This window comes from Polymorphobacter sp. (assembly GCF_048007885.1).
In the GTDB taxonomy this organism is placed as follows: domain Bacteria; phylum Pseudomonadota; class Alphaproteobacteria; order Sphingomonadales; family Sphingomonadaceae; genus Sandarakinorhabdus.
The window spans coordinates 2,547,832-2,568,663 of record NZ_CP180346.1; the positions used below are offsets into that span (position 1 = coordinate 2,547,832).

The following is a 20,832-nucleotide window of genomic DNA, read 5'->3' on the forward strand; positions in this document are numbered from 1 at the left end:
CAGCTTGGCAGGCAAAGCCTATCCTTCGCGAGCAAGCCGGCTTATCGCTGGGCCATGGGCCTGTCCGTGCAACAGATTGAAGCTGCCACCGCAGCGCTTGCGGCGGCGGATGCGCGGCTTGGGGCGGCGATTGCGCGGCTTGGGGCCCCGCCACCGCGCATCCGCTCGCGCGGGCCAGAGACGCTGCTGCGCGCGATCATCGGCCAGCAGGTGAGCGTGAAGGCGGCGGCGAGTATCTGGGCGCGGCTGGAGGCGCTGGTGGGCGGCGATGCGGGCGATGTGGCCGCACTTGCCGCCCTGCCGGTGGACGCGCTGCGCGGGGCCGGGCTTTCGGGGCAGAAGGCCAGCTATGCCCATGCGCTGGCGGGTGCGGTGCTGTCGGGCGCGCTCGATTTCGGGGCGCTGCCGGCGGATGACGAGGATGCGATAGCCGCACTCACGGCGGTCAAGGGCGTGGGGCGCTGGACGGCGGAGATCTATCTGCTGTTTGCCGAGGGGCGCGGTGATGTCTTTCCCGGCGGCGATCTCGCCGTGCAGATCGAGCTGGCCCGGCTTTTGGGCGCGGCTGAGCGGCCGGGCGAGCGCGAGACGCGGCGGCTGGCGGCACCCTTTGCCCCGCACCGCGGCACGCTGGCGATGCTGTGCTGGCACAGCTACAACAGCAGCACGCTATGATTCTCGATGTGACCAGCGCCGCCAACCCTAGCGTCAAGCGGCTGAAATCATTGGCTGACAAGAAGGCGCGGCGGCTGGAGGGGCTGTTTCTGGCCGAAGGTCTCAGGGTCTGCACCGAGGCGCTGGCAGCGGGCCGGGTGCCGGTGTTGCTGGCGGTGACGGCGCAGGCGGAGGCGCATCCGTTGGGCGCGCGGCTGATCGAGGCGAGCCTTGCGGCGCGGGCGCAGGTGATGCGGGTGACGCCGCTCCTGATGAGCCGGATTACGGGCAAGGACAATGCCGGCGGCTGTGCGGCGGCCTATGCTATTCCCGATACCAGCCTGTCGGCGCTGGATGTGGCGGCGGCACCGCTGTGGCTGGCGGGCGAGACGATTCGCGACCCCGGCAATATCGGCACCATGCTCAGGACCTGCGACGCGACCGGGGCGGGCGGGCTGATTTTGCTTGATAGCTCGGCCGATCCGTTCAGCGTGGAGGCGGTGCGCGCTTCGATGGGGGCGGTGTTCAGCCGGCGGATTGCGCAGGCGAGCGGGGCGCAGTTCTTTGACTGGGCTGGCCCGCGCGGCGAGATCGTGGGGGCCGCACTTGAGGGGCGGACGGTCGACTACCGGGCGCATCGGTTCAAGCCGCCGAGCTTTCTGCTTCTGGGCAATGAGCAGGCCGGGCTGCCGGCGGACTATGCGGCGCGGTGCGATGCGCTGGTCAGGCTGCCGATGCAGGGCAGCGCCGACAGCCTGAATGTGGCGGTGTGTGCGGGCGTTTTGCTTTACCATGCGCTCGACCAGCTGGCGCCGCTGGCCGGGCGCTGAGAGGTCAGTCGCGGAAGGAGGGGTCGGCGCGGTCGAGCTTGCGCAGCAGCGCGGGCCAGGCGAGCATGTTGCCGATGAGCTTGAGGCCGTCGCGGCCCTGATTTGCGGCCTTTTCAGGCGTGCCCTGCGGCGGGTGGTTGAGGAGCGCGGCGCCGCCTGACAGCGCAAGGCACTGGGCCTCGCAGGCGCGTTCGAGGAAATACATCTTGATGAACGCCTCGGCGACCGTTTCGCCAACGGTGAGCGTGCCATGGTTGCGCAGGATCATGGCGGACTTGGTGCCGAGATCAGCGACGAGGCGCTCACGCTCATCGAGGTCGGTGGCGACGCCTTCATAGTGGTGATAGGCGATCTCGTCGCGGATCAGCATGGCGGTCTGGGTGATGGGCATCAGCCCGTCGCTCATCGCGGCGACGGCCTGGCCGTGCGGCGTGTGGAGATGGATGACGGCATGGGCATCTTCGCGCGCCATATGGATGGCGGAATGGATGGTGAAGCCGGCGGGGTTGGTGAGATAGGGCGTCTCCATCACTGGATGGCCATGGACGTCGATCTTGACGAGGCTGGAGGCGGTGATCTCCTCGAACATGAGATTATAGGGGTTGATGAGGAAATGATGCTCGGGGCCGGGCACGCGCACCGAGAGATGGGTGAAGATGAGATCATCCCAGCCATGCATGGCGACGAGCCGGTAGGCGGCGGCGAGATCGACGCGCAGCGCCCATTCCTCGGCGGACACCTGATCCTTGACGCCTGTCTGGTCTTTTGGGTCGGTTGTCTTGAGCTGGGTTGCCATGATCATTCTCCCCTTTGCTGCTGTGCCTTGGCGCGCGCGAGGCTGCCGGTTCGGCAGGCATCGGAACAATAGCGCACATTGGCCCAGTCGCGCGCCCATTTCTTTCGCCAGCTGAACGGGCGGCCGCAGGCGGCGCAGGTCTTTTGCGGCAGATCGGCCTTGATGCGCATCTTCGCCACGGGTGTCTTCTCCAAAAACTGTCACAAAGTCGTTCTAACGAACGTTTCATTCATTTAACCGGAGAACACCCCATGCGTCTCGCTCTTGATCGCCGCGCCTTTATTGCTGCGTCTGCGGCTGGCCTGCTGTTGCCGGTGCGGCCGGCGCTGGCCGGGCTTTGGCCGGCGGCGGGCTTCACCCACGGCGTGGCCTCGGGCGACCCCGGGCCTGATTCGATCCGGCTGTGGACGCGCTATGCCAGCGCCGATGGCCGCGACGCGGTGTTGAAGGTCGAGGTGGCGCGCGATCCCGGGATGATGGATGTGATTGCGCGGGCCGAGACCGTGGCCGGGCCTTCGAGCTGGGGCACGGCGCAGGCGCATATCAAGGGGCTGCCAGTGGGCGGTTGGCTGTTCTATCGGTTCACCGCGCCCGACGGCAGCCAGTCGGTGACGGGGCGCACGCGCACGCTGCCGCGCGGGCCGCTCAGCCGGTTCAACATTGCGGTGGTGAGCTGCTCGAACAAGCCCTTTGGCCATTTCAATGGCTATGCGCATCTGGCGGCGCGCAATGACATCGATCTGATCGTGCATCTGGGCGACTATATCTATGAGTATCAGCAGGGCGCCTATCCTTCGGCGGCGCAGGCGCTGGCGGGGCGGGTGATCGAGCCGGCGCACGAGATTGTGGCGCTTGATGATTACCGGCAGCGCTATGCCAGCTACCGGGTCGACCCGGCCCTGCAGGAGCTGCACCGCAACTTCCCGATGATCGCGATCTGGGACGATCATGAAATCTGCAACGACAGCTGGAAGGCGGGCGCAGAGAACCATCAGGCGGGCGAGGGCGATTATGAGGTGCGCAAGGCGGCCGCGACCCGGGCGCACAAGGAATGGCTGCCGCAGGCCGACCGCATGTGGCAGCGCTATGACATTGGCGACCTTTTGAGCCTGATCACGGTTGATACGCGCATTGCCGGGCGCGACCAGCAGCTTGAGCTTGGACCGGTGCTGCGCGAGGGCGCAACCGCGGTGGCGCGGTTCCGCGATGGGCCGCTGGCTGATCCGGCGCGCCAGTTGCTGGGCGCTGAGCAGGAGGCCTGGCTGTTCGAGACGATGAAGGCCTCGGTGAAGGATGGCCACAAGTGGCAGCTGCTGGCGCAGCAGGTGATCATGGGCAATGTCTATACGCCGAAGAATGCGATGGATTTCGTGCCGGCCGGCGCCGACAAGCGGCTGCAGGGCTATGTGCAGGCCGGGATGGCGGCGAGTGCGGCCGGGATTTCGGCGGCGATGGACATGTGGGCGGGCTATCCCGCGGCGCGCGCCCGGCTGCTGGGCGCCGCACAGGCGGCGGGTGCAGAGCTGATCGTGCTCGCGGGCGACAGCCACAATGCCTGGGCCTTTGATCTGGCGCATGACGGCAAGCCGGCGGCGGTGGAGTTTGACGTCCAGTCGATCACCTCGCCGGGCTATGAGCAGGCCTTTGCTGCCAATCCGGGCGGGGTGCGCGATGCCGTGGTTGCGGCCAGCCCCGAGCTGAAGTGGTGCGACACCAGCCAGCGCGGCTATATGACGGTGACGCTGACGCCGGAGGAGGCGCGCGCTGAATGGACGTTCATGCGCACCATCCGCGAGGTGAGCACCCAGACGACGGGCACGCAGGTGGCGACGACGCGGCGCGGCACGCACAGGCTGAGCCTTGGCTGAGGCTTGACCTGTGCGGCGGCGCGCTTCAGCCTTGGGGCGATGCTGCGCGCGCTGTTATTGCTGCTGATCTGCACGGCCGCTCCGGCTTGGGCGGCCGTTTGCGAGAGCGTGGTGCGTGACCCGGCGCGGGGGCGTGACATTCCGGTGCGCCTCACGCTGCCCGACAATGGCGCGCCGCTGGTGCCGCTGATTGTCTGGAGCCCGGGCCTTGGCGGCACGCTGGCACAGGGGCGGCTTTATGCCGAGGCCTGGGCCGAGGCCGGGCTGGCGACGCTGCAATTTTCGCACCCCGGCTCGGATGCGCGCGTCTATGCGGAGGCGGATGCGCGGGCCAAGGCGGCGCCGACGCCGGAGGCGGCGCGGGCGGCGCGGCTGGCGCGCGTGCGCGAGGCTGCGGGCAGCGTGCAGCTGGCGGCGCGCATTGCCGACATTGGCTTTGCGCTTTCGCAGCTGCCTTATGGGCTGGGGGCGTGTGAGACGCTGCGGATCGACCAGAGCCGGCTGGGCGTGGGCGGGCACAGCATGGGGGCCTGGGTGGCGCAGGTTCTGGCGGGGCAGCGGCTGGGCGGGCCAGCGCTGCCGGCGCGCCAGCCGTTCAAGGCGGCGATGGCGATTGCCGGCAGCCCGCTGGCGCCGCCCGACGCGCGGGCGGCCTCGGCAGCAGCCATGACCCGGCCGTTCATGCTGGTGACGGGCAGTCTGGACGGGATTTCGCCGGATGCCACGCCTGAGGCAGCGCGCGCCCAGCTTGAGGAGCGGACCGGGCTGTGGCCGCATCTGCCCGCGGGGCGGAAATACCTCTATGTTGCCGCTGGCGCCAACCACATGCAGCTGGCCGGCACCAGCGAGACGGCGACCTCGCCGGCGCTGGCGGCGCGGCTGCTGCCGATCCTGACCGGATTCTGGACCGAGACGCTGCTCGACGGGCCGGCGCTGGCCGACCCGGCGCTGGCGGTGGGCGATGTGTTTGAGGCGCGCTGATCAGGCGGCGAGGGCGTGGGCGAGGAAGGCCTGCACCTCGGCCTTGTCGACATCATGGGCGACAAAGGCCTGACCGATGCCGCGCACGAGGATGAGGGTCAGCCGGCCGGCCTCGACCTTTTTATCCTGCATCATATGGGCGAGCAGCCGCTCGGGGGGGGCGTCGAGGCCGAGTGCGCGCGGGCTGAGCGGATAGCCATGGGCGGCGAGATGGGCGCGCACCCGGGCGGCGTCATCGGGGCTGCACAGGCCGGTGCGGGCGGAGAAATCAAAGGCCAGCGCCATGCCAAGGGCGACGCCTTCACCGTGGAGCAGCCGGTCGGAGAAGCCGGCCTCGGCTTCGAAGGCGTGACCGAAAGTGTGGCCGAGATTGAGCAGCGCGCGGACATCGCCGGTTTCGCGCTCGTCGGCAGCGACAATGGCGGCCTTGGCGCGGCAGGAGGCGGCGATGGCTTCGGCCTGGACCATGGCATCACCGGCGAGCAGGCGGGCGGCATGGGCCTCGCACCAGCTGAAGAAATTGGCATCGCCGAGGAGGCCATATTTGACGACTTCGGCATAGCCGGCGGCGAGCTCGCGCGGGGGCAGGGTGGCCAGCACGGTGGGGTCGATGAGCACCATGGCGGGCTGGTGGAAGCTGCCGATGAGATTTTTGCCGGCCGCGGCGTTGATCGCGGTCTTGCCGCCGACCGAGCTGTCGACCTGGGCGAGCAGCGTGGTCGGGATCTGGACGAAGCCGCAGCCACGACGCAGGACGGAGGTGGCGAAACCGGTGAGATCGCCGATGACGCCGCCGCCCAGCGCCACCACGACATCGCGCCGCTCGACGCCGTGGGCGAGCAGGGCTTCGCACAGCTGTTCGAGGCCGGCCCAGCTCTTGCTGGCCTCGCCGGCGGGCAGGATGACCGGCACCGCCTCGACGCCACTTTCAGCCAGCGCGGCGGTGAGGGCGGGGAGATGAAGCGGTGCGACGTGCGTGTCGCTGACCACGACAAGTCGGTTGCCATCGGGGCGGGGACGGACCAGCGGCGCCAGCAGCGCGCCGGCGCGGCCGAGGAGCCCGGCCTCGATATGGATGGGGTAGCGCCGCGCGCCGAGTTCGACATCAACGATCATCAGCGTCTCCGTTCCACTGTGCGAGTGCGTCGATGATCGCTTCGACGACTTCGCCGTGCGGTCCGGCACCGCTCATGACGCGCACATGGGCCTGCGCATAGACGGGGCGACGCTCGGCCGCGAGCGCGCGCAGCACCTCGCCGGGGTCGCGGCCGGCGAGCAGGGGGCGGCTGTCGCGCTTGCCGACGCGGGCGACGAGCGTGTCGATATCGGCATCGAGCCAGACGGCGACGCTGCGCGCGAGGATGAGGGCGCGGGTGTCATCCTGCATGAAGGCGCCGCCGCCGGTGGCGACGACCTTGGTCTCGCCGTCGACGAGGCGGGCGATGACGCGGCGCTCTCCGTCGCGGAAATGGGCTTCGCCGAAGCGTTCGAAGATTTCGGAGATGGTCATGCCGCTGGCCAGCTCGATCTCGGCATCGGCATCGACGAAGGGCAGGCCGAGCTTTGCGGCGAGGCGCTTGCCGACGCTGGTCTTGCCCGCGCCCATCAGGCCGACGAGCGTGATCGGCCGGCGGGCGGCGGCTTCGAGGCGCGTGCGGCCGCGCCGGGCGGGGGCCGATTTTCTGCTCTTTTTGGGTTCGCACTCCATGATGCCCCCCGCTATACACGCTGCGGCCATGGGTGAAAGACCAGCACATCTGAAAGCGCAACAGCGGCTGCGCCTGCTTGCCGCCGCAGCGCTGGTCTGGGCTGGCCCGCTGGCGGCGCAGCCGGCGCCCTCGCTGCTGCCCGATGCCTTTCGAAACGCGCCGGAGCCGGAGCCCGAGCCGGATGTGGCGCCGCTGCCGGGCGTGACGCCGCCGAGCCTGCCGGGCGTGGAGGGGCCGGGTGTGGAGGGGCTGCCGCTGCCGGGTGTGGACGGGCCGCCCGGGGAGGGTGCTGGGGACGGTCTGGTTGATGCGCCTGTGGTCGCGCCGGTGCGCGATCCGCTGGCGGCCTTGCCGCGCAGCGCGCGCCGCATCGGTCTTTATCCGTCCGGGCTGCGGGGCTGGCGCGAGACGGCCTATGCGGCCAGTGATGGGCGGTTTGTGGCGGCGCTGATGCGGCGCATCGAGGCACCGCTGGCCTCACGCTGGGCGACGATCGGCCTGCGCAATGCGCTGCTGACCCGCGCCAGCGCGCCTGCGGGGCTGAGCCCAGGGGACTGGGTGGCGGCGCGGGCCGGGCTGCTGGTGCGGCTGGGTGAGATTGACGGGGCGCGGGCGCTGATCGACGCGCTGCCGCTGGAGGCCAATACGCCGGCGGCAACGCGCGTGGCGGCGAATGCGGCGATGGCGGCGGCTGACCTCGGGGCGCTTTGCCCGGTGGCGCGCACCGGGCGACAGATCAGCGCCGATCCGCTGTGGGAGCTGGTGCTGGGCATGTGCGCGGCGCTGGAAGGCGATGATATTTCAGCCGCCGCGGTGTTCGATTCGCTGCGCAACCGGGCGAGCAGCGTGTCGCCTTTTGACCTGCGGCTGGCCGAAGGCGTGGCGGTGGTGGCCGGGACCGGCGGCAGCGCCACCAACATCGCCTGGGGCGAGGCGCCGCCGCTGACGCTGTTTCGCTTTGGCGTGGCAACCGCTGCCGGGGTCCAGATTCCGGAGGCCGCGCTCGGCGCGCTTGGCCCGGCGCGGCATGGCTGGATCGTGCGCCAGCCCGGCATCGCGGCCGAGCGCCGGCTGGCTTCGCTTGGTCCCGCGGCGGTGATCGGCACGGTCTCGGCGGCGGAATATGTGGCCGGCGTGTCGGCGCTGGCGGCCGATGATGGGCCGGACAGCGCGGCCGCCCGGCTGCGCGCGGCCTTTGCGGCCGGGAGTGCGGCGAGCCGGCTGGAGGCGATGCGGGCGATCTGGGGGAGGAGCATTCCCGGCCTGTCGCAGGCCTCGGCCCGCTATGCCGGCTATATTCTGACGGCGCGCGCGGCGGCGCGGCTGGAGCCGGCGGACGCGCTGGCCGAGGACGCGGCTGATGTGATCGCCAGCCTGTTGAGCGCTGGCAATGTGCGCGCGGCGCGGCGCTGGTGGCCGGTGGCAAGCACGGCCAGCGGGCCGGTGCGGGCGCGCGCCTGGGCGCTGCTGGCGACCAGCGGCGCCTTGACCGCGACGCCCGAGGCGCTGGCCGACTGGCGCGAGCAGACCGGCGCTGATGACGCCAGCGCCGGGCGGCTGCTGGCGGCGCTGACGGGGCTGGGGATGGCGGAGGCGGAGGACTATCCGGACGGTCTGGTGGCCGAGACGGAGACGCGCTGGAGCCGGGCGCTGGCCGAGGCGGCGGCGGCGGGGCGGCGCGGCGAGGTGATGGTGCTGGTGGCGACGGGATTGCAGGGGGCGTGGCGGGCGGTGCCGCCGCATCATCTGCGCGCGATCACGGCGGCGCTGGTGCGGATCGGCAAGCCGGGGCTGGCGCGCGCCATTGCGGCTGAAGCGGTGACCCGCGGCTAGCGATGGCCGCTGGGCAGCCTTTGGGCGAGATCAGCGACGGCCGGGCGACGGCGCTGTTTCTGGACATGATGGCGAGCGAGCGCGGAGCGGCGAAGAATACCATTGCCGCCTATGGCCGCGACCTTGCGCAGGCCTCGGCCGCTTGTGGCGGGGCGCTGGCGCGGGCGGATGCGGCGGCGCTGGCGGCGCTGGTGGCGGGCTGGGCGCCGCTGGCGCGGGCGAGTGCGGCGCGCAAGACCTCGGCGCTCCGGCAGTTCTTCGGCTTTTTGCAGCGCGAGGGGCTGCGGGCCGATGACCCGGCGCGCGATATCGCCCGGCCGCAGCAGCCGCGCGCGCTGCCGAAGTCGCTGGACGCCGGTGCTGTGGAGGCGCTGTTTCAGACGCTTGAGGCCAAGCGCGCGGCCGCACCCGAGGATGTGCGGCTGATCCGGCTGCAGGCGCTGGTCGAGCTGCTTTATGGCTCGGGGTTGCGGGCGACCGAGCTGGTCAGCCTGCCGCGCCAGGCGGTGCGGCCGGGGCGCGGGCATCTGGTGTTGGCGGGCAAGGGCGGGCGCGAGCGGCTGGTGCCGATCGGCCGGGCGGCGGAGGCGGCGGTGGCGGCGCATCTGGCGCATGTGCCCGAGCGCGCGCGCTGGCTGTTTCCTTCGCGTGAGGGGCATTTGAGCCGGTTGCGGCTGTGGCAGCTGATCAAGTGGCTGGCGGGCGAGGCCGGCATTCCGCCGAGCCGGATCAGCCCGCATGTGCTGCGCCATGCCTTTGCCACCCATTTGCTCGAGGGCGGGGCTGATTTGCGCGCCGTGCAGACGCTGCTCGGCCATGCCGATATCGCCACCACGCAAATCTATACCCATGTTGCGGGGCGCGCGCTGATCGAGCTGGTGAACGCGCGCCACCCGCTGGCGCAGGGCTAGATCTCGCAGCCAAGCCCGCGGGCGCGGCCCTTGAGATAGGACCGGCGCAGCGAGCCGGCATAAAGGGCGGCGGCCACATATTTGTCGCGCTTGTCGGCGCCTGAGATGAAGCGGACGACGCCGGCGAAGGGGATGACGCTGCCGACCAGCGCTTCGGTGGCGCCAAAGGCGAATTCGGCCGGAGTCTGCTTCTTGTCCCTCGCGGCCAGCGCTTCGGGCGAATCGACATCGGGGCCGATCATGCCGTCGATCTTGCGGACCTCGGCGATATAGTGGCGGCAGTAGCGGATGCCTTTGAGCGAATAGGGTTCGGCCATCATCGCCTCAAGCTCGGGGTCGAGCTTTTTCTGGACGATGTTCATGTCCTTCAAGGGGCGGGTGGCGATATTCTCGACCGTGTCGAGGGCACGGTCGCCGTCGTTGATGTTTTCGCTGCCCTTGTCGGCAGGGTCGGCGGGCTGGGCCAGCGCGGCGCCTGCGAGCAGGGCCGACGCCATGGCCATCAACATTGTCTTCATTGTGTGTTCTCCTGCGCTGCAACCAGCACTTGCCCGGCGCGCGCGCTCGCAGTATAGCAGGCGCACTTCCACATGGGTAACCAGTTGGGGTCGGCAGGGGTTCCCCGCCGCCGCCACCGGCCTTTGCCCGAAGCCATGGTCTTGCACGGTCTTGAGTTTGAACGCCACCCTTGAAGCGCTTGTCGCCCCGATCATCGCCGATCTCGGTTATGAGCTGGTGCGCGTGCAGATGAATGGCCGTGCTGGCGCGCAGACGCTGCAGATCATGGCCGAGGACCCGGCGACGGGGCAGCTGACGCTGGCCCAGTGCAGCGAGATCAGCCGCGCGCTCGACGAGCCGCTGGATGCCGCGGACCCGATCGAGGGGGAATATGCGCTTGAAGTGTCTTCGCCCGGCATCGACCGGCCGCTGACGCGGCCGGGCGACTGGACGCGCTGGGCTGGCCATGAGGCGCGGCTGAAGCTGGCCGCGCCCTTGGACGGTGGGCCGCAGGCGGGCCGGGTCGCGCTGAAGGGCGAGATCATCGGGCTGGAGGCGGATGCGGCGGCGCTCAGCGTCGCCGGCGCCCGGGTGAGCGTGCCGCTGGCGCAGATTGCCAGCGCCAAGCTGGTCTTGACGAACAAGCTGATCGCCGCGACCCGCCCGCTTGATGCGGGAGATGCGGACACGGTGATCGACGACACCGAGTTTGAACCCGATAACGACAACTAAGCCCTTAAGGACCTGATCATGGCCACTGCCGTTACTGCCAACCGCGCCGAACTTCTCGCCATCGCCGATGCGGTGGCGCGCGAGAAGTCGATCGACCGCGCCATTGTCATCGAGGCGATGGAGGACGCCATCCAGCGCGCTGCGCGTGCCCGCTACGGGGCGGAGAACGACATTCGCGCCAAGATCGACCCGAAGACCGGCGACACCCAGCTGTGGCGGGTGCTGGAAGTGGTTGAGGAGCCCGATGATTTCTTCAAGCAGACCAGCCTGAAGGATGCGCAGAAGAAGGACCCGGCAGCGAGCGTGGGCGATTTCATCGTCGACCCGCTGCCGCCGGTGGAATTTGGCCGCATCGCTGCGCAGGCCGCCAAGCAGGTGATCGTGCAGAAGGTGCGCGATGCCGAGCGCGAGCGGCAATATGAGGAATATAAGGACCGTGCCGGCGAGATCATCACCGGCGTGGTGAAGCGGGCCGAATTCGGCCATGTCGTGGTGGATCTGGGCAAGGCCGAGGGCGTGATCCGCCGTGACCAGCAGATCCCGCGCGAGGTGCTGAAGCCGGGCGACCGGGTGCGCAGCCTGATCTTGAGCGTGCGCCGCGAGCAGCGGGGTCCGCAGATCTTTCTCAGCCGCGCGGCGGGCGAGTTCATGAAGAAGCTGTTCGCGCAGGAAGTGCCGGAAATCTATGACGGCATCATCGAGATCAAGGCGGTGGCGCGCGACCCCGGCAGCCGCGCCAAGATCGGCGTGATCAGCCGCGATGGCTCGATCGATCCGGTGGGTGCGTGCGTGGGCATGAAGGGCAGCCGCGTGCAGGCGGTGGTGCAGGAGCTGCAGGGCGAGAAGATCGACATCATTCCCTGGTCGCCCGATGTTGCCACCTTTGTTGTCAATGCGCTGCAGCCGGCCGAAGTGGCCAAGGTGGTGCTTGACGAGCAGGACAACCGCATCGACGTGGTGGTGCCCGATGACCAGCTGAGCCTGGCCATTGGCCGGCGCGGGCAGAATGTGCGGCTGGCGAGCCAGCTGACCGGCCGGCAGATCGACATCATGACCGAGGCGGACGAGAGCGAGCGGCGGCAGAAGGAATTCATGGAAAAGTCGCAGATGTTCGAGGCCGAGCTCGATGTCGACGAGACGCTGGCGCAGCTGCTGGTGGCCGAGGGTTTCTCCGAACTGGAGGAGGTCGCCTATGTCGAGGTGGACGAGGTGGCCAGCATCGAGGGGCTGGAGGATCTTGCGGCCGAGCTGCAGAGCCGCGCGGTCGAGGCGCTGGAGCGGCGCGAGGCGGCGGCGCGCGAGGAGCGTCGCGGGCTCGGCGTCGAGGATGCGCTGGCCGAGATTGCCGGGCTGACCGAGGCGATGCTGGTCGTGCTCGGCAGGAAGGAGATCCGCACGCTCGATGATCTGGGCGATCTGGCCACCGACGAGCTGGTGGGCCGAAACGGCTTGCTCAAGGATTTTCCGCTGGGCGAGGATGACGGCAACCGCATCATCATGGCGGCGCGTGCCCATTGGTTTGCCGACGAGGAAGGGGACGCTGCGGCGGATGGCGAGCAATGAGCCCCTCGAGGCGGAACGCCGCTGCATCCTGACCCGCGCCAGCGGGCCCAGAGCTGAGCTCATTCGCCTGGCGCTGGGCCCGGCGGGCGAGGTTGCGGCTGATCTGGGCGAAAAGCTGCCGGGCCGCGGCGCCTGGGTGAGCGCCGACCGGGCCTTGATCGAGACGGCGATGGCGCGCGGCCAGCTGCAGGGCGCGCTGGTGCGTGCGTTGAAGCAGAGCCCGGTCAGGGTTTCGGAGACGCTGGCCGATGACATTGCGCGCGGGCTGGAGAAGCGGATTCTGGACCAGCTGGGGCTGTGCACGCGCGCCGGGCTGCTGGTCTGGGGGCATGAGCGGATTTCGGATGCGCTGGGCAAGGGCCGGGTGGTGTTGTTGTTGCATGCAGCCGACGCGGGCGAGGATGGCTCGGGCAAGCTGGAGATGAAGCGCCGCGCGGCCTGTCCGGACTCGCAGAGCCGGGTGCTGCCCTTTGACCGGGGCACATTGTCGGTGGCCTTGGGGCGTGGAAATGTAGTAAGTGCAGCCATTGTCGATGCGGGAGCAGCTGCGCGCGTGCGGGCAGCCTTGGCGCGCTGGGTCGCCTATCAGGGGCTGGACGCCCGATCAGCCGATGGGCCCGGAATGACTGGGATGGAAGACGAAGCGCCGACGGCGGTTGCCGGCGGCGTCGATGAAAGGCATGAGACGCGACTTATATGAGTGACGAAAACAAACCCAAGCTTGGCATGCGTGCCCCCCTCGGCCTGAACAAGGCCGTGGAGGTGGGCAAGGTCAAGCAGCAGTTCAGCCATGGCCGCACCAAGCAGGTGGTTGTCGAGGTGAAGCGCCAGCGCGTGTTGCACCGCCCCGGCGACCCGGCCCCTGCGGCTGCGCCCGAGCCGACGCCGGCCCCGGAGGCCAAGGCGCCTGCGCCTGCACCGGCCCCTGCCGCAGCGCCTGCGCCTGCTGCGACGCCAGCCCCTCCCAGCGCAGCACCTGCGCCTGCAGCCGCGCCGGCCGCACCGGCGCGGCCGGTGCCGCCGCCGGTGAAGTTCAGCCCTGTGGAGCGGCCGCCGTTGCCGACGCCGGCGGCCAAGGCGCCGCCCGCGCCCGAGCCGGCCGCGCCGCCTGCGCCCGTGGCCGAAAAGCCCGCGCCTGTGGCCAAGGCCGCGCCGCCGAAGCCGGCACCCAAGCCGGCCCCGAGCAACCTGACGCCCAAGGAGCGCGCCGCGCTGCTGATGCGCCAGGCCGAAGAGGAGCGGCTGCGGCTGGGCGAGGAAGCGCGCATCCGCGAGGAGCAGCAGCGCGCCGCCGAAGCCGAGGCCGAGCGCATCCGGCTGGAAGAGAAGCGGGCGCGCGAGGAGGAGGAGCAGCTGCGCATCCTCACCGAGCCGGACCCGGTGCCGGCCATTCCCGGTGTCGATGGGGCGGTGCCCGATCTTGATGAAGACGATGACATGCGCGTGCGCGCCATTCCCGGCCGCAAGTCGGAGGCGCCCAAGCCGAGCAAGCTGCGGATTGGCGATGACCGGCGCAAGTCGGGCAAGCTGACCGTTGTGCGGGCGCTCGAATCGGACGATTCGGTGCGCGTGCGCAGCCTTGCGGCGCTGCGGCGGGCGCGCGAGAAGGAGCGCGGCCGGCTGGGCAGCCAGCCCAAGCAGGTGCGCGATGTGACGGTGTCGGACTCGATTACCGTGCAGGAGCTGGCCAACCGGATGGCCGAGCGCACCAACAATGTCGTGCGCCTGCTCGCCCGCATGGGCGTGCCGACGGCGGCACATGAAGAGATCGACCAGGACACGGCTGAGCTGGTGCTCAACGAGTTCGGCCACAATATCGTGCGCATCTCGGCGTCTGACGTCGAGAAGGGCATGGTGGGCGAGGACGATGTCGACGAGAATCTGTCGCCGCGGGCGCCGGTGGTGACGATCATGGGCCATGTCGACCATGGCAAGACCAGCCTGCTCGACGCGCTGCGCGGCACCAGCGTGACCAAGGGCGAGGCCGGCGGCATCACCCAGCACATTGGCGCCTATCAGATCACCCGCAAGACCGGCGAGAAGATCACCTTCCTCGATACGCCGGGCCATGAGGCCTTTACCGCGATGCGCGCGCGCGGCGCGTCGGTGACCGATATCGTGGTGCTGGTGGTGGCTTGGGATGACGGGATCATGCCGCAGACCATCGAGGCGATTCAGCACACCAAGGCGGCCGGCGTGCCGATGCTGGTGGCGATCAACAAGATGGACAAGACCGGCGCCAATGCCGCCAAGATCCGCACCGACCTGCTGCAATATGATGTGCAGGTGGAAGAGATGGGCGGCGATGTGCAGGATGTCGAGGTGTCGGCCACGGCCAAGACCGGGCTTGATGAGCTGATCGACAAGCTGCTGCTGCAGGCCGAAGTGCTGGAGCTGAAGGCCAACCCCGACCGCGCCGCCGAAGGCACGGTGGTGGAGGCCCGGCTGGACAAGGGCAAGGGACCGCTGGCGACCGTGCTGGTGAAGCGCGGCACGCTGCGCCAGGGCGACATCTTCGTGATGGGCCAGACCTGGGGGCGGGTGCGTGCGCTGACCAATGACGAGGGCAAGCAGGTCAAGGAGGCGCTGCCTTCGACGCCGGTTGAGGTGCTGGGCCTGACGGGCGTGCCGCAGGCGGGCGATGCGGTGACTGTGGTGGAGAATGAGGCCCGCGCCCGCAAGGTGGCCGAGTATCGTGCGGGGCTCGCGCTGGAGAAGCGCACGGCGCAGGAGCCGACCAATCTCGAGACGATGTTCTCGGTGTTGCGCGCGGCCAAGGTGGCGGAATATCCGCTGGTCATCAAGGCGGACACGCAAGGCTCGGCTGAGGCGATTGCCGGGGCGGTCAACAAGATCAGCACCGATCTCATCAAGGCGAGGGTGCTGCTGGCCAATGTCGGCGGCATCACCGAGAGCGATGTGACGCTGGCGAGAGCGAGCGGCGCGCCGATCATCGGCTTCAATGTGCGCGCCAATGCCAAGGCGCGCGAGGCGGCCCAGCGCGAGGGCGTGGCGCTCAAATATTATGATGTGATCTACGATCTCATCGATGATGTGAAGGCCGCCATGGCCGGGCAGCTTGGCCCCGAGATGCACGAGACGGTGGTGGGCCGCGCCGATGTGCTGGAGGTGTTCCAGGCGGGCAAGACCGGCAAGGCAGCGGGTCTGCGCGTGACCGAGGGCTATATCAAGAAGGCGCTCCGGGCGCGTGTCATGCGCGATGATGTCATCATCTACACGGGTTCGATTGCCTCGCTCCGGCGGTTCAAGGACGATGTCGCCGAGGTCAAGGCCGGTCTGGAATGCGGCATCACGCTGGCGGACAGTTCGGATGTGAAGGCTGGCGACGTCATCGAGACCTATGAGGTCGAGAGCCGCGAACGCGTGCTTTGAGGGGAGGCGGTCTGGTGCGGGTGATGGCCTTTTTGCTGGCGACACTCGCGCCCTTGCCGCTGCTGGCCCAGCCTGTGGCCGGGCTTCCCGAGGCGGTCTGGGCTGATCCGCCGGCTGACGCGGCGCATCCGGCCAAGATGGTCGAGGCGCGGATCGACAGCCATGGGTCGGCGATGAATGCGGTGGTCTATGTGCCGGCGGGTGCGGGCCCGCATCCCGCGCTCCTGCTGTTGCACGGCTATCCCGGCAATGAGCAGAATCTCGACCTGGCGCAGGCGGCGCGGCGGCAGGGCTGGGTGGTGTTGACCCTTCATTATCGCGGCTCATGGGGGAGCGAGGGCAATTTCAGCTTTGCCCATGTGGTGGAAGATGCCGAGGCGGCGCATGACTGGCTGGTGGCGCCGGCGCAGCGCGAACGGCTGCGGATCGACCCGGCGCGCGTCGTGGTTGCTGGTCATTCAATGGGGGGGTTTGCCGCCACGCTGGCGGCGGCGGCGCGGCCCGGCGTTGCCGGTGTGCTGCTGCTCGATGCGTGGAACCCGGGGCTGGGCGCCAAGACGCTGCCGGCGGGCGTTGACGAGGCCGCGGTGGCGGCATTTCTGGCGCGCAACATGGCGCCGCTGTCGGGCACCAGCGGGGCGGCGCTGGCGGCGGAATATCTCGCCAGCAAGGACCGGTTTGACCTGACTGCCTATGCGGGCCAGCTGGCGACGCGGCCGGTGTTGAGCCTGGTGGCGACGCGCGGGCTGGCGGCCGAGAACAAGGCGCTGACGGCGGCGATGCAGGCGGCTTCGCCGGCGCGTTTCGAGGTGCAGGAATGGCCGACCGACCATAGTTTCAGCGACGCGCGCATCCGGCTGATTGCGACCAGCCTTGATTGGCTGCGCCAGTTCGAGGGGCGCTGATGGCGCGCGCCGGGGCTGATGGGCAAGGTCGTTCGGTGCGGCTGCTGCGGGTGGGCGAGCAGGTGCGCCATGCGCTGGCCGAGGTGCTGGCGCGCGGCGACTTGCGCGATGACAGCGTGCCGCCGGGGCTGGTGACGGTGTCGGAGGTGCGGCTGTCGCCCGATCTTCGCCATGCGACGGTGTTTGTGAAGGCGTTTCACAGCGATGATGATCAGGCGCTGGTGAAGGCGCTGGCGGCCAATGCGCGCTTTTTGCGCGGCGAGGTCGCGCGGCGGCTGGCGACCAAATATACGCCGGACCTGCGCTTCCGGGTCGACGAGAGCTATGATGCCAGCGCGCGGATCGATGCGGTGCTGAAGCGGCCCGATATCGCGCGCGACCTGACGCCGCCGCCGGCCAAGGGGCTGGACCCGGAAGACGAGATCGAGTGAGCGGGCTGCATGGCTGGATCATCCTCGACAAGCCGCTGGGCCTGTCGAGTGCGCAAGGGGTGGCGGCGGTGAAGCGGCTGTTGCGGGCGGCGGGCCATGCGCGGCCCAAGATCGGCCATGGCGGCACGCTCGACCCGCTGGCCACCGGCGTGCTGCCGATTGCGCTGGGCGAGGCAACCAAGCTGGCCGGGCGGATGCTGGACGCGCGCAAGGGCTATGAATTCACTGTGGCGTGGGGCGCGGCGACGAGCACGGATGACGGTGAAGGCGAAGTGGTGGCGACCTCGGACGTGCGCCCCGACAGGGCGGCGATCGAGGCCGTGCTCGGCCGCTTCACCGGGCCGATCCGCCAGACGCCGCCGGCCTATTCGGCGCTGAAGGTGGACGGCAAGCGGGCCTATGCGCTGGCACGCGCAGGCGAGACGGTGACGCTGGCGGAGCGCGCGGTGACCATCGAGGCGCTGAGCCTTTCGGCAGCGACGCCGGACAGCGCGACGTTTCGCGCGCTGGTGTCGAAGGGCACCTATATCCGCAGCCTGGCGCGTGACATGGCGCTGGCGCTGGGCACGGTCGGCCATGTCAGCATGTTGCGGCGGACGCGGGCCGGGCCGTTCGGGCTGGACGCGGCGATATCGCTGGACAATCTGGCCGCTCTGGTGCAGGAGCGTGGCCCAGAACAGGTCATCCTGCCACTGATGGCGGGGCTGGACGACATCCCGGCTCTCTCCATCGATCCCGATCAGGCGGCGGCACTCCGACAGGGGCGCAAGCTGACGGGACACCCCGCCCCTCCCGGCACCTATCTCGCCTGTCACGGCTCTGTTCCCGTGGCGCTGGTCGAGGTCGGATTGGACATGGTCCGGGTGGTTCGCGGGTTCAACATCTGAGATAAGGAGTATCCGATGTCGATTGCAGCAGACCGCAAGGCCGAAGTCATCAATTCCAACGCGCGCGGCGCCGGCGACACCGGGTCCCCGGAAGTCCAGGTCGCCATTCTGACCGAGCGCATCGCCAACCTCACCGAACATTTCAAGACCCATGCCAAGGACAATCATTCGCGGCGCGGTCTTCTGGTTCTGGTCAACAAGCGGCGCTCGCTGCTCGATTATCTGAAGCGGATCGACAACCAGCGCTACACCGACCTGATCACCAAATTGGGCCTGCGCAAGTAAGCCCCTTCACCGAACGGCCCCCACAAGGGGCCGTTCACATATCCGGCAGGCCGGCGATGGGCGTCGGCACCGGGACTATGCCCCGAACATGGGGACACAAGGCCGCCCAAGGCAATCTGGCCGCGGGCAGACAGAAAGACAGACATGTTTGATATCCATACAGTTGAAATCGAATGGGGTGGTCGCACCCTCAAGCTGGAGACGGGCAAGATCGCCCGCCAGGCAGACGGCGCCGTGCTGGCGACCTATGGCGAGACGGTGGTGCTTTGCGCCGTGACCGCCGCCAAGTCGGTCAAGGACGGGCAGGACTTCTTCCCGTTGACCGTGCATTATCAGGAGAAGTTTTCGGCCGCCGGGCGCATTCCGGGCGGCTTTTTCAAGCGCGAGCGTGGGGCGACCGAGCATGAGACGCTGACCTCGCGCCTCATCGACCGTCCGGTCCGCCCGCTGTTTCCGGAAGGATTCTTCAACGAGATCAACGTCATTGCCCAGGTGCTGAGCTATGACGGCGAGAATGAGGCCGATGTCGTGGCGATGGTTGCGGCGTCCGCGGCGCTGACCATTTCGGGTCTGCCCTTCATGGGGCCGATCGGGGCGGCGCGCGTTGGTTTCAAGGACGGCGAATATCAGCTCAACCCGACCAAGGGCGAGATTGCCGAGGGCCGGCTCGACCTGATGGTGGCGGGCACCTATGACGCGGTGATGATGGTCGAATCCGAAGCGCATGAGCTTTCGGAAGACGAGATGCTGGGCGCGGTGATGTTTGCGCACCGGGGCATCCAGCCGGTGATCAAGGCGATCATCGAGCTGGCTGAAAAGGCCGCCAAGGACCCGTGGGAGCTGAAGATTTCCGATGACAGCGAGATGCTGGCGAAGATCAAGAAGGCGGTCGGCAAGGACATTACGGCTGCCTACAAGATCATCCAGAAGTCCGACCGTCAGGCGGCGCTCGGCGAGGCCAAGGCCAAGCTGAAGCCGCTGTTTGAAGGCGAGGACAGCACCACCCAGCAGAAGGCGGGCAAGCTGTTCAAGAAGCTGGAAGCCGAGATCGTGCGCGGCGCCATTCTGAAGGACGGCAGCCGCATCGATGGCCGGGACACCAAGACGGTGCGCCCGATCATTGCCGAGGCCGGCATTCTGCCGCGCACGCACGGTTCGGCGCTGTTCACCCGCGGCGAGACGCAGGCGATCGTGACGACCACGCTCGGCACGTCTGATTCCGAGCAGATGATCGACGGCCTCGACGGGCTGAAATATGAGCGCTTCATGCTGCACTACAACTTCCCGCCCTATTCGGTCGGCGAAGTGGGTCGCTTTGGCGCGCCGGGTCGCCGCGAGATCGGGCATGGCAAGCTGGCGTTCCGTGCGCTGCGGCCGATGCTGCCCTCGAAGGAGGACTTCCCCTATACCGTCCGTGTGCTGGCCGACATCACCGAGAGCAATGGCTCCTCGTCGATGGCGACCGTGTGCGGCGGCAGCCTGGCGCTGATGGATGCGGGCGTGCCGCTGGTGCGTCCGGTGGCGGGCATTGCCATGGGGCTGATCCTTGAGGGCAAGAAGTTTGCCGTGCTCTCCGACATTCTGGGCGATGAAGATCATCTGGGTGACATGGACTTCAAGGTGGCCGGCACCAGCGAGGGCATCACCTCGCTGCAGATGGACATCAAGATTGCCGGCATCACCGAGGAGATCATGCGCGAGGCGCTGGCGCAGGCGAAGGAAGGCCGCGCGCACATTCTTGGCGAAATGGCCAAGGCGCTGACCGGCGCGCGCACCGAGATGTCGGCGCATGCGCCGCGCATCGAGAGCTTCCAGATCGACAAGGCGAAGATTCGCGATGTCATCGGCACCGGCGGCAAGATCATCCGCGAGATCGTCGCCACCACGGGCGCGAAGGTCAGCATCGAGGATGACGGCACGGTGAAGATCGCCTCGTCGGACCAGGCGCAGATCGACGCGGCCAAGGCCTGGGTGCTCGGCATTGTCGAGGAGCCGGAGGTTGGCAAGGTCTATACCGGCAAGGTGGTCTCGACGGTCGATTTCGGTGCCTTCGTCAACTTCATGGGCGCGCGCGACGGGCTTGTTCACATCTCCGAGATCAAGAACGAGCGGGTGGCCAATGTGAAGGACGTGCTGTCGGAAGGGCAGCAGGTGAAGGTCAAGGTGCTCGGCATTGATGACCGGGGCAAGGTGCGCCTGTCGATGCGCGTGGTCGATCAGGACACTGGCGAGGAACTGCCCGACACGCGCCCGCCGCGTGAAGAGGGCGAGCGGGCGCCGCGCAGCGACCGTGGGCCCCGCAGAGATGGTGACCGTGGTGGTGACCGCGGTGGCCGTGATGGCGGCCGTGATCGTGATCGTGGTCCCCGCAGAGATGGTGGCCGCGATGGTGGCCGGGAGCGGGCGCCGCGCGAGGAGAGCAGCGAGGGCGGCAGCCTTCCCGACTTTCTGACCGGCGGCAAGGACTGAACCTTTCGCCATGTTGGATGGGGCCGGCCTTCGGGTCGGCCCTTTTCATTTGCGGCGGAAACGCCGCGGCGGACCACGGGTATCTTG

General features: G+C 68.8%; 20 protein-coding genes. 15 read left to right on the forward strand and 5 right to left on the reverse strand.

Features of this window, described 5'->3' with window-relative positions; all coding sequences use genetic code 11:
• Positions 1 to 54: 54 nt before the first annotated feature.
• Together ACMVO5_RS12340 and ACMVO5_RS12345 are read left to right on the forward strand one after the other, a co-directional pair.
• Positions 55 to 675: a DNA-3-methyladenine glycosylase family protein gene (locus tag ACMVO5_RS12340; protein WP_416907790.1), complete on the forward strand. Its 621-nt coding sequence runs from the start codon at positions 55 to 57 to the stop codon at positions 673 to 675.
• On the forward strand, positions 672 to 1,484 hold the full coding sequence (locus ACMVO5_RS12345; protein WP_416907791.1) for a TrmH family RNA methyltransferase: 813 nt from the start codon (positions 672 to 674) through the stop codon (positions 1,482 to 1,484). Before ACMVO5_RS12340 ends, ACMVO5_RS12345 begins: the two co-directional genes overlap by 4 nt.
• 4 nt (positions 1,485 to 1,488) lie before the next feature.
• Here the strand turns inward: ACMVO5_RS12345 and ACMVO5_RS12350 are convergent, their stop codons facing one another.
• Positions 1,489 to 2,280, reverse strand: coding sequence for a class II aldolase/adducin family protein (locus ACMVO5_RS12350; RefSeq protein ID WP_416907792.1), 792 nt, complete (start codon positions 2,278 to 2,280; stop codon positions 1,489 to 1,491).
• Between the two features lie 2 nt (positions 2,281 to 2,282).
• The gene (locus ACMVO5_RS12355; RefSeq protein ID WP_416909378.1) at positions 2,283 to 2,450 is read right to left on the reverse strand and encodes a DUF2256 domain-containing protein; all 168 of its coding nucleotides are present in this window, start codon (positions 2,448 to 2,450) and stop codon (positions 2,283 to 2,285) included.
• 81 nt (positions 2,451 to 2,531) lie between these two features.
• Between ACMVO5_RS12355 and ACMVO5_RS12360 the strand changes: the two genes are divergently transcribed.
• Both ACMVO5_RS12360 and ACMVO5_RS12365 read left to right on the forward strand, forming a co-directional pair.
• Complete coding sequence (locus tag ACMVO5_RS12360; protein WP_416907793.1) at positions 2,532 to 4,148, forward strand: alkaline phosphatase D family protein; 1,617 nt, start codon at positions 2,532 to 2,534, stop codon at positions 4,146 to 4,148.
• A gap of 3 nt (positions 4,149 to 4,151) precedes the next feature.
• Positions 4,152 to 5,129, forward strand: a complete 978-nt coding sequence (locus tag ACMVO5_RS12365; protein WP_416907794.1) for an alpha/beta hydrolase family protein — start codon at positions 4,152 to 4,154, stop codon at positions 5,127 to 5,129.
• Here ACMVO5_RS12365 and aroB read toward each other — a convergent pair whose 3' ends face one another.
• Both aroB and ACMVO5_RS12375 read right to left on the reverse strand, forming a co-directional pair.
• On the reverse strand, positions 5,130 to 6,245 hold the full coding sequence (gene aroB / locus ACMVO5_RS12370; RefSeq protein WP_416907795.1) for a 3-dehydroquinate synthase: 1,116 nt from the start codon (positions 6,243 to 6,245) through the stop codon (positions 5,130 to 5,132).
• Positions 6,235 to 6,837, reverse strand: coding sequence for a shikimate kinase (locus tag ACMVO5_RS12375; protein ID WP_416907796.1), 603 nt, complete (start codon positions 6,835 to 6,837; stop codon positions 6,235 to 6,237). Before ACMVO5_RS12375 ends, aroB begins: the two co-directional genes overlap by 11 nt.
• A 28-nt stretch (positions 6,838 to 6,865) precedes the next feature.
• On the opposite strand from ACMVO5_RS12375, the gene ACMVO5_RS12380 reads away from it, so the two are divergent.
• A complete protein-coding gene (locus tag ACMVO5_RS12380) occupies positions 6,866 to 8,671 on the forward strand; it encodes a hypothetical protein (protein WP_416907797.1) in 1,806 nt (601 codons plus the stop codon).
• Positions 8,672 to 8,673: 2 nt separating this feature from the next.
• The gene (locus ACMVO5_RS12385) at positions 8,674 to 9,582 is read left to right on the forward strand and encodes a tyrosine recombinase (protein WP_416907798.1); all 909 of its coding nucleotides are present in this window, start codon (positions 8,674 to 8,676) and stop codon (positions 9,580 to 9,582) included.
• Here the strand turns inward: ACMVO5_RS12385 and ACMVO5_RS12390 are convergent.
• Positions 9,579 to 10,100: a hypothetical protein gene (locus ACMVO5_RS12390; protein WP_416907799.1), complete on the reverse strand. Its 522-nt coding sequence runs from the start codon at positions 10,098 to 10,100 to the stop codon at positions 9,579 to 9,581. The genes ACMVO5_RS12385 and ACMVO5_RS12390 overlap by 4 nt on opposite strands.
• Before the next feature lie 157 nt (positions 10,101 to 10,257).
• Between ACMVO5_RS12390 and ACMVO5_RS12395 the strand changes: the two genes are divergently transcribed.
• The 9 genes from ACMVO5_RS12395 to pnp all read left to right on the forward strand — a co-directional run bounded on the left by ACMVO5_RS12395 (position 10,258) and on the right by pnp (position 20,745).
• Positions 10,258 to 10,812 (forward strand): ribosome maturation factor, encoded by a 555-nt coding sequence (locus ACMVO5_RS12395; protein WP_416907800.1) that lies wholly within the window; start codon positions 10,258 to 10,260, stop codon positions 10,810 to 10,812.
• Between the two features lie 18 nt (positions 10,813 to 10,830).
• The gene (gene nusA / locus ACMVO5_RS12400) at positions 10,831 to 12,375 is read left to right on the forward strand and encodes a transcription termination factor NusA (protein WP_416907801.1); all 1,545 of its coding nucleotides are present in this window, start codon (positions 10,831 to 10,833) and stop codon (positions 12,373 to 12,375) included.
• The gene (locus ACMVO5_RS12405; protein ID WP_416907802.1) at positions 12,362 to 13,075 is read left to right on the forward strand and encodes a DUF448 domain-containing protein; all 714 of its coding nucleotides are present in this window, start codon (positions 12,362 to 12,364) and stop codon (positions 13,073 to 13,075) included. The genes nusA and ACMVO5_RS12405 overlap by 14 nt, the downstream gene beginning before the upstream one ends.
• Positions 13,072 to 15,768: a translation initiation factor IF-2 gene (infB, locus tag ACMVO5_RS12410; protein ID WP_416907803.1), complete on the forward strand. Its 2,697-nt coding sequence runs from the start codon at positions 13,072 to 13,074 to the stop codon at positions 15,766 to 15,768. Before ACMVO5_RS12405 ends, infB begins: the two co-directional genes overlap by 4 nt.
• 23 nt (positions 15,769 to 15,791) lie before the next feature.
• Positions 15,792 to 16,673, forward strand: coding sequence for an alpha/beta hydrolase family protein (locus tag ACMVO5_RS12415; RefSeq protein WP_416907804.1), 882 nt, complete (start codon positions 15,792 to 15,794; stop codon positions 16,671 to 16,673).
• On the forward strand, positions 16,673 to 17,104 hold the full coding sequence (gene rbfA, locus ACMVO5_RS12420; protein ID WP_416907805.1) for a 30S ribosome-binding factor RbfA: 432 nt from the start codon (positions 16,673 to 16,675) through the stop codon (positions 17,102 to 17,104). Before ACMVO5_RS12415 ends, rbfA begins: the two co-directional genes overlap by 1 nt.
• A 5-nt stretch (positions 17,105 to 17,109) precedes the next feature.
• The gene (gene truB, locus ACMVO5_RS12425; RefSeq protein ID WP_416909379.1) at positions 17,110 to 17,991 is read left to right on the forward strand and encodes a tRNA pseudouridine(55) synthase TruB; all 882 of its coding nucleotides are present in this window, start codon (positions 17,110 to 17,112) and stop codon (positions 17,989 to 17,991) included.
• Positions 17,992 to 18,006: 15 nt separating this feature from the next.
• Positions 18,007 to 18,276 carry a 30S ribosomal protein S15 gene (rpsO, locus tag ACMVO5_RS12430; protein WP_416907806.1) on the forward strand — a complete coding sequence of 90 codons (270 nt, stop codon included), beginning with the start codon at positions 18,007 to 18,009 and terminating at the stop codon, positions 18,274 to 18,276.
• 144 nt (positions 18,277 to 18,420) lie between these two features.
• Positions 18,421 to 20,745, forward strand: a complete 2,325-nt coding sequence (gene pnp / locus ACMVO5_RS12435; RefSeq protein ID WP_416907807.1) for a polyribonucleotide nucleotidyltransferase — start codon at positions 18,421 to 18,423, stop codon at positions 20,743 to 20,745.
• Positions 20,746 to 20,832 lie beyond the last annotated feature (87 nt).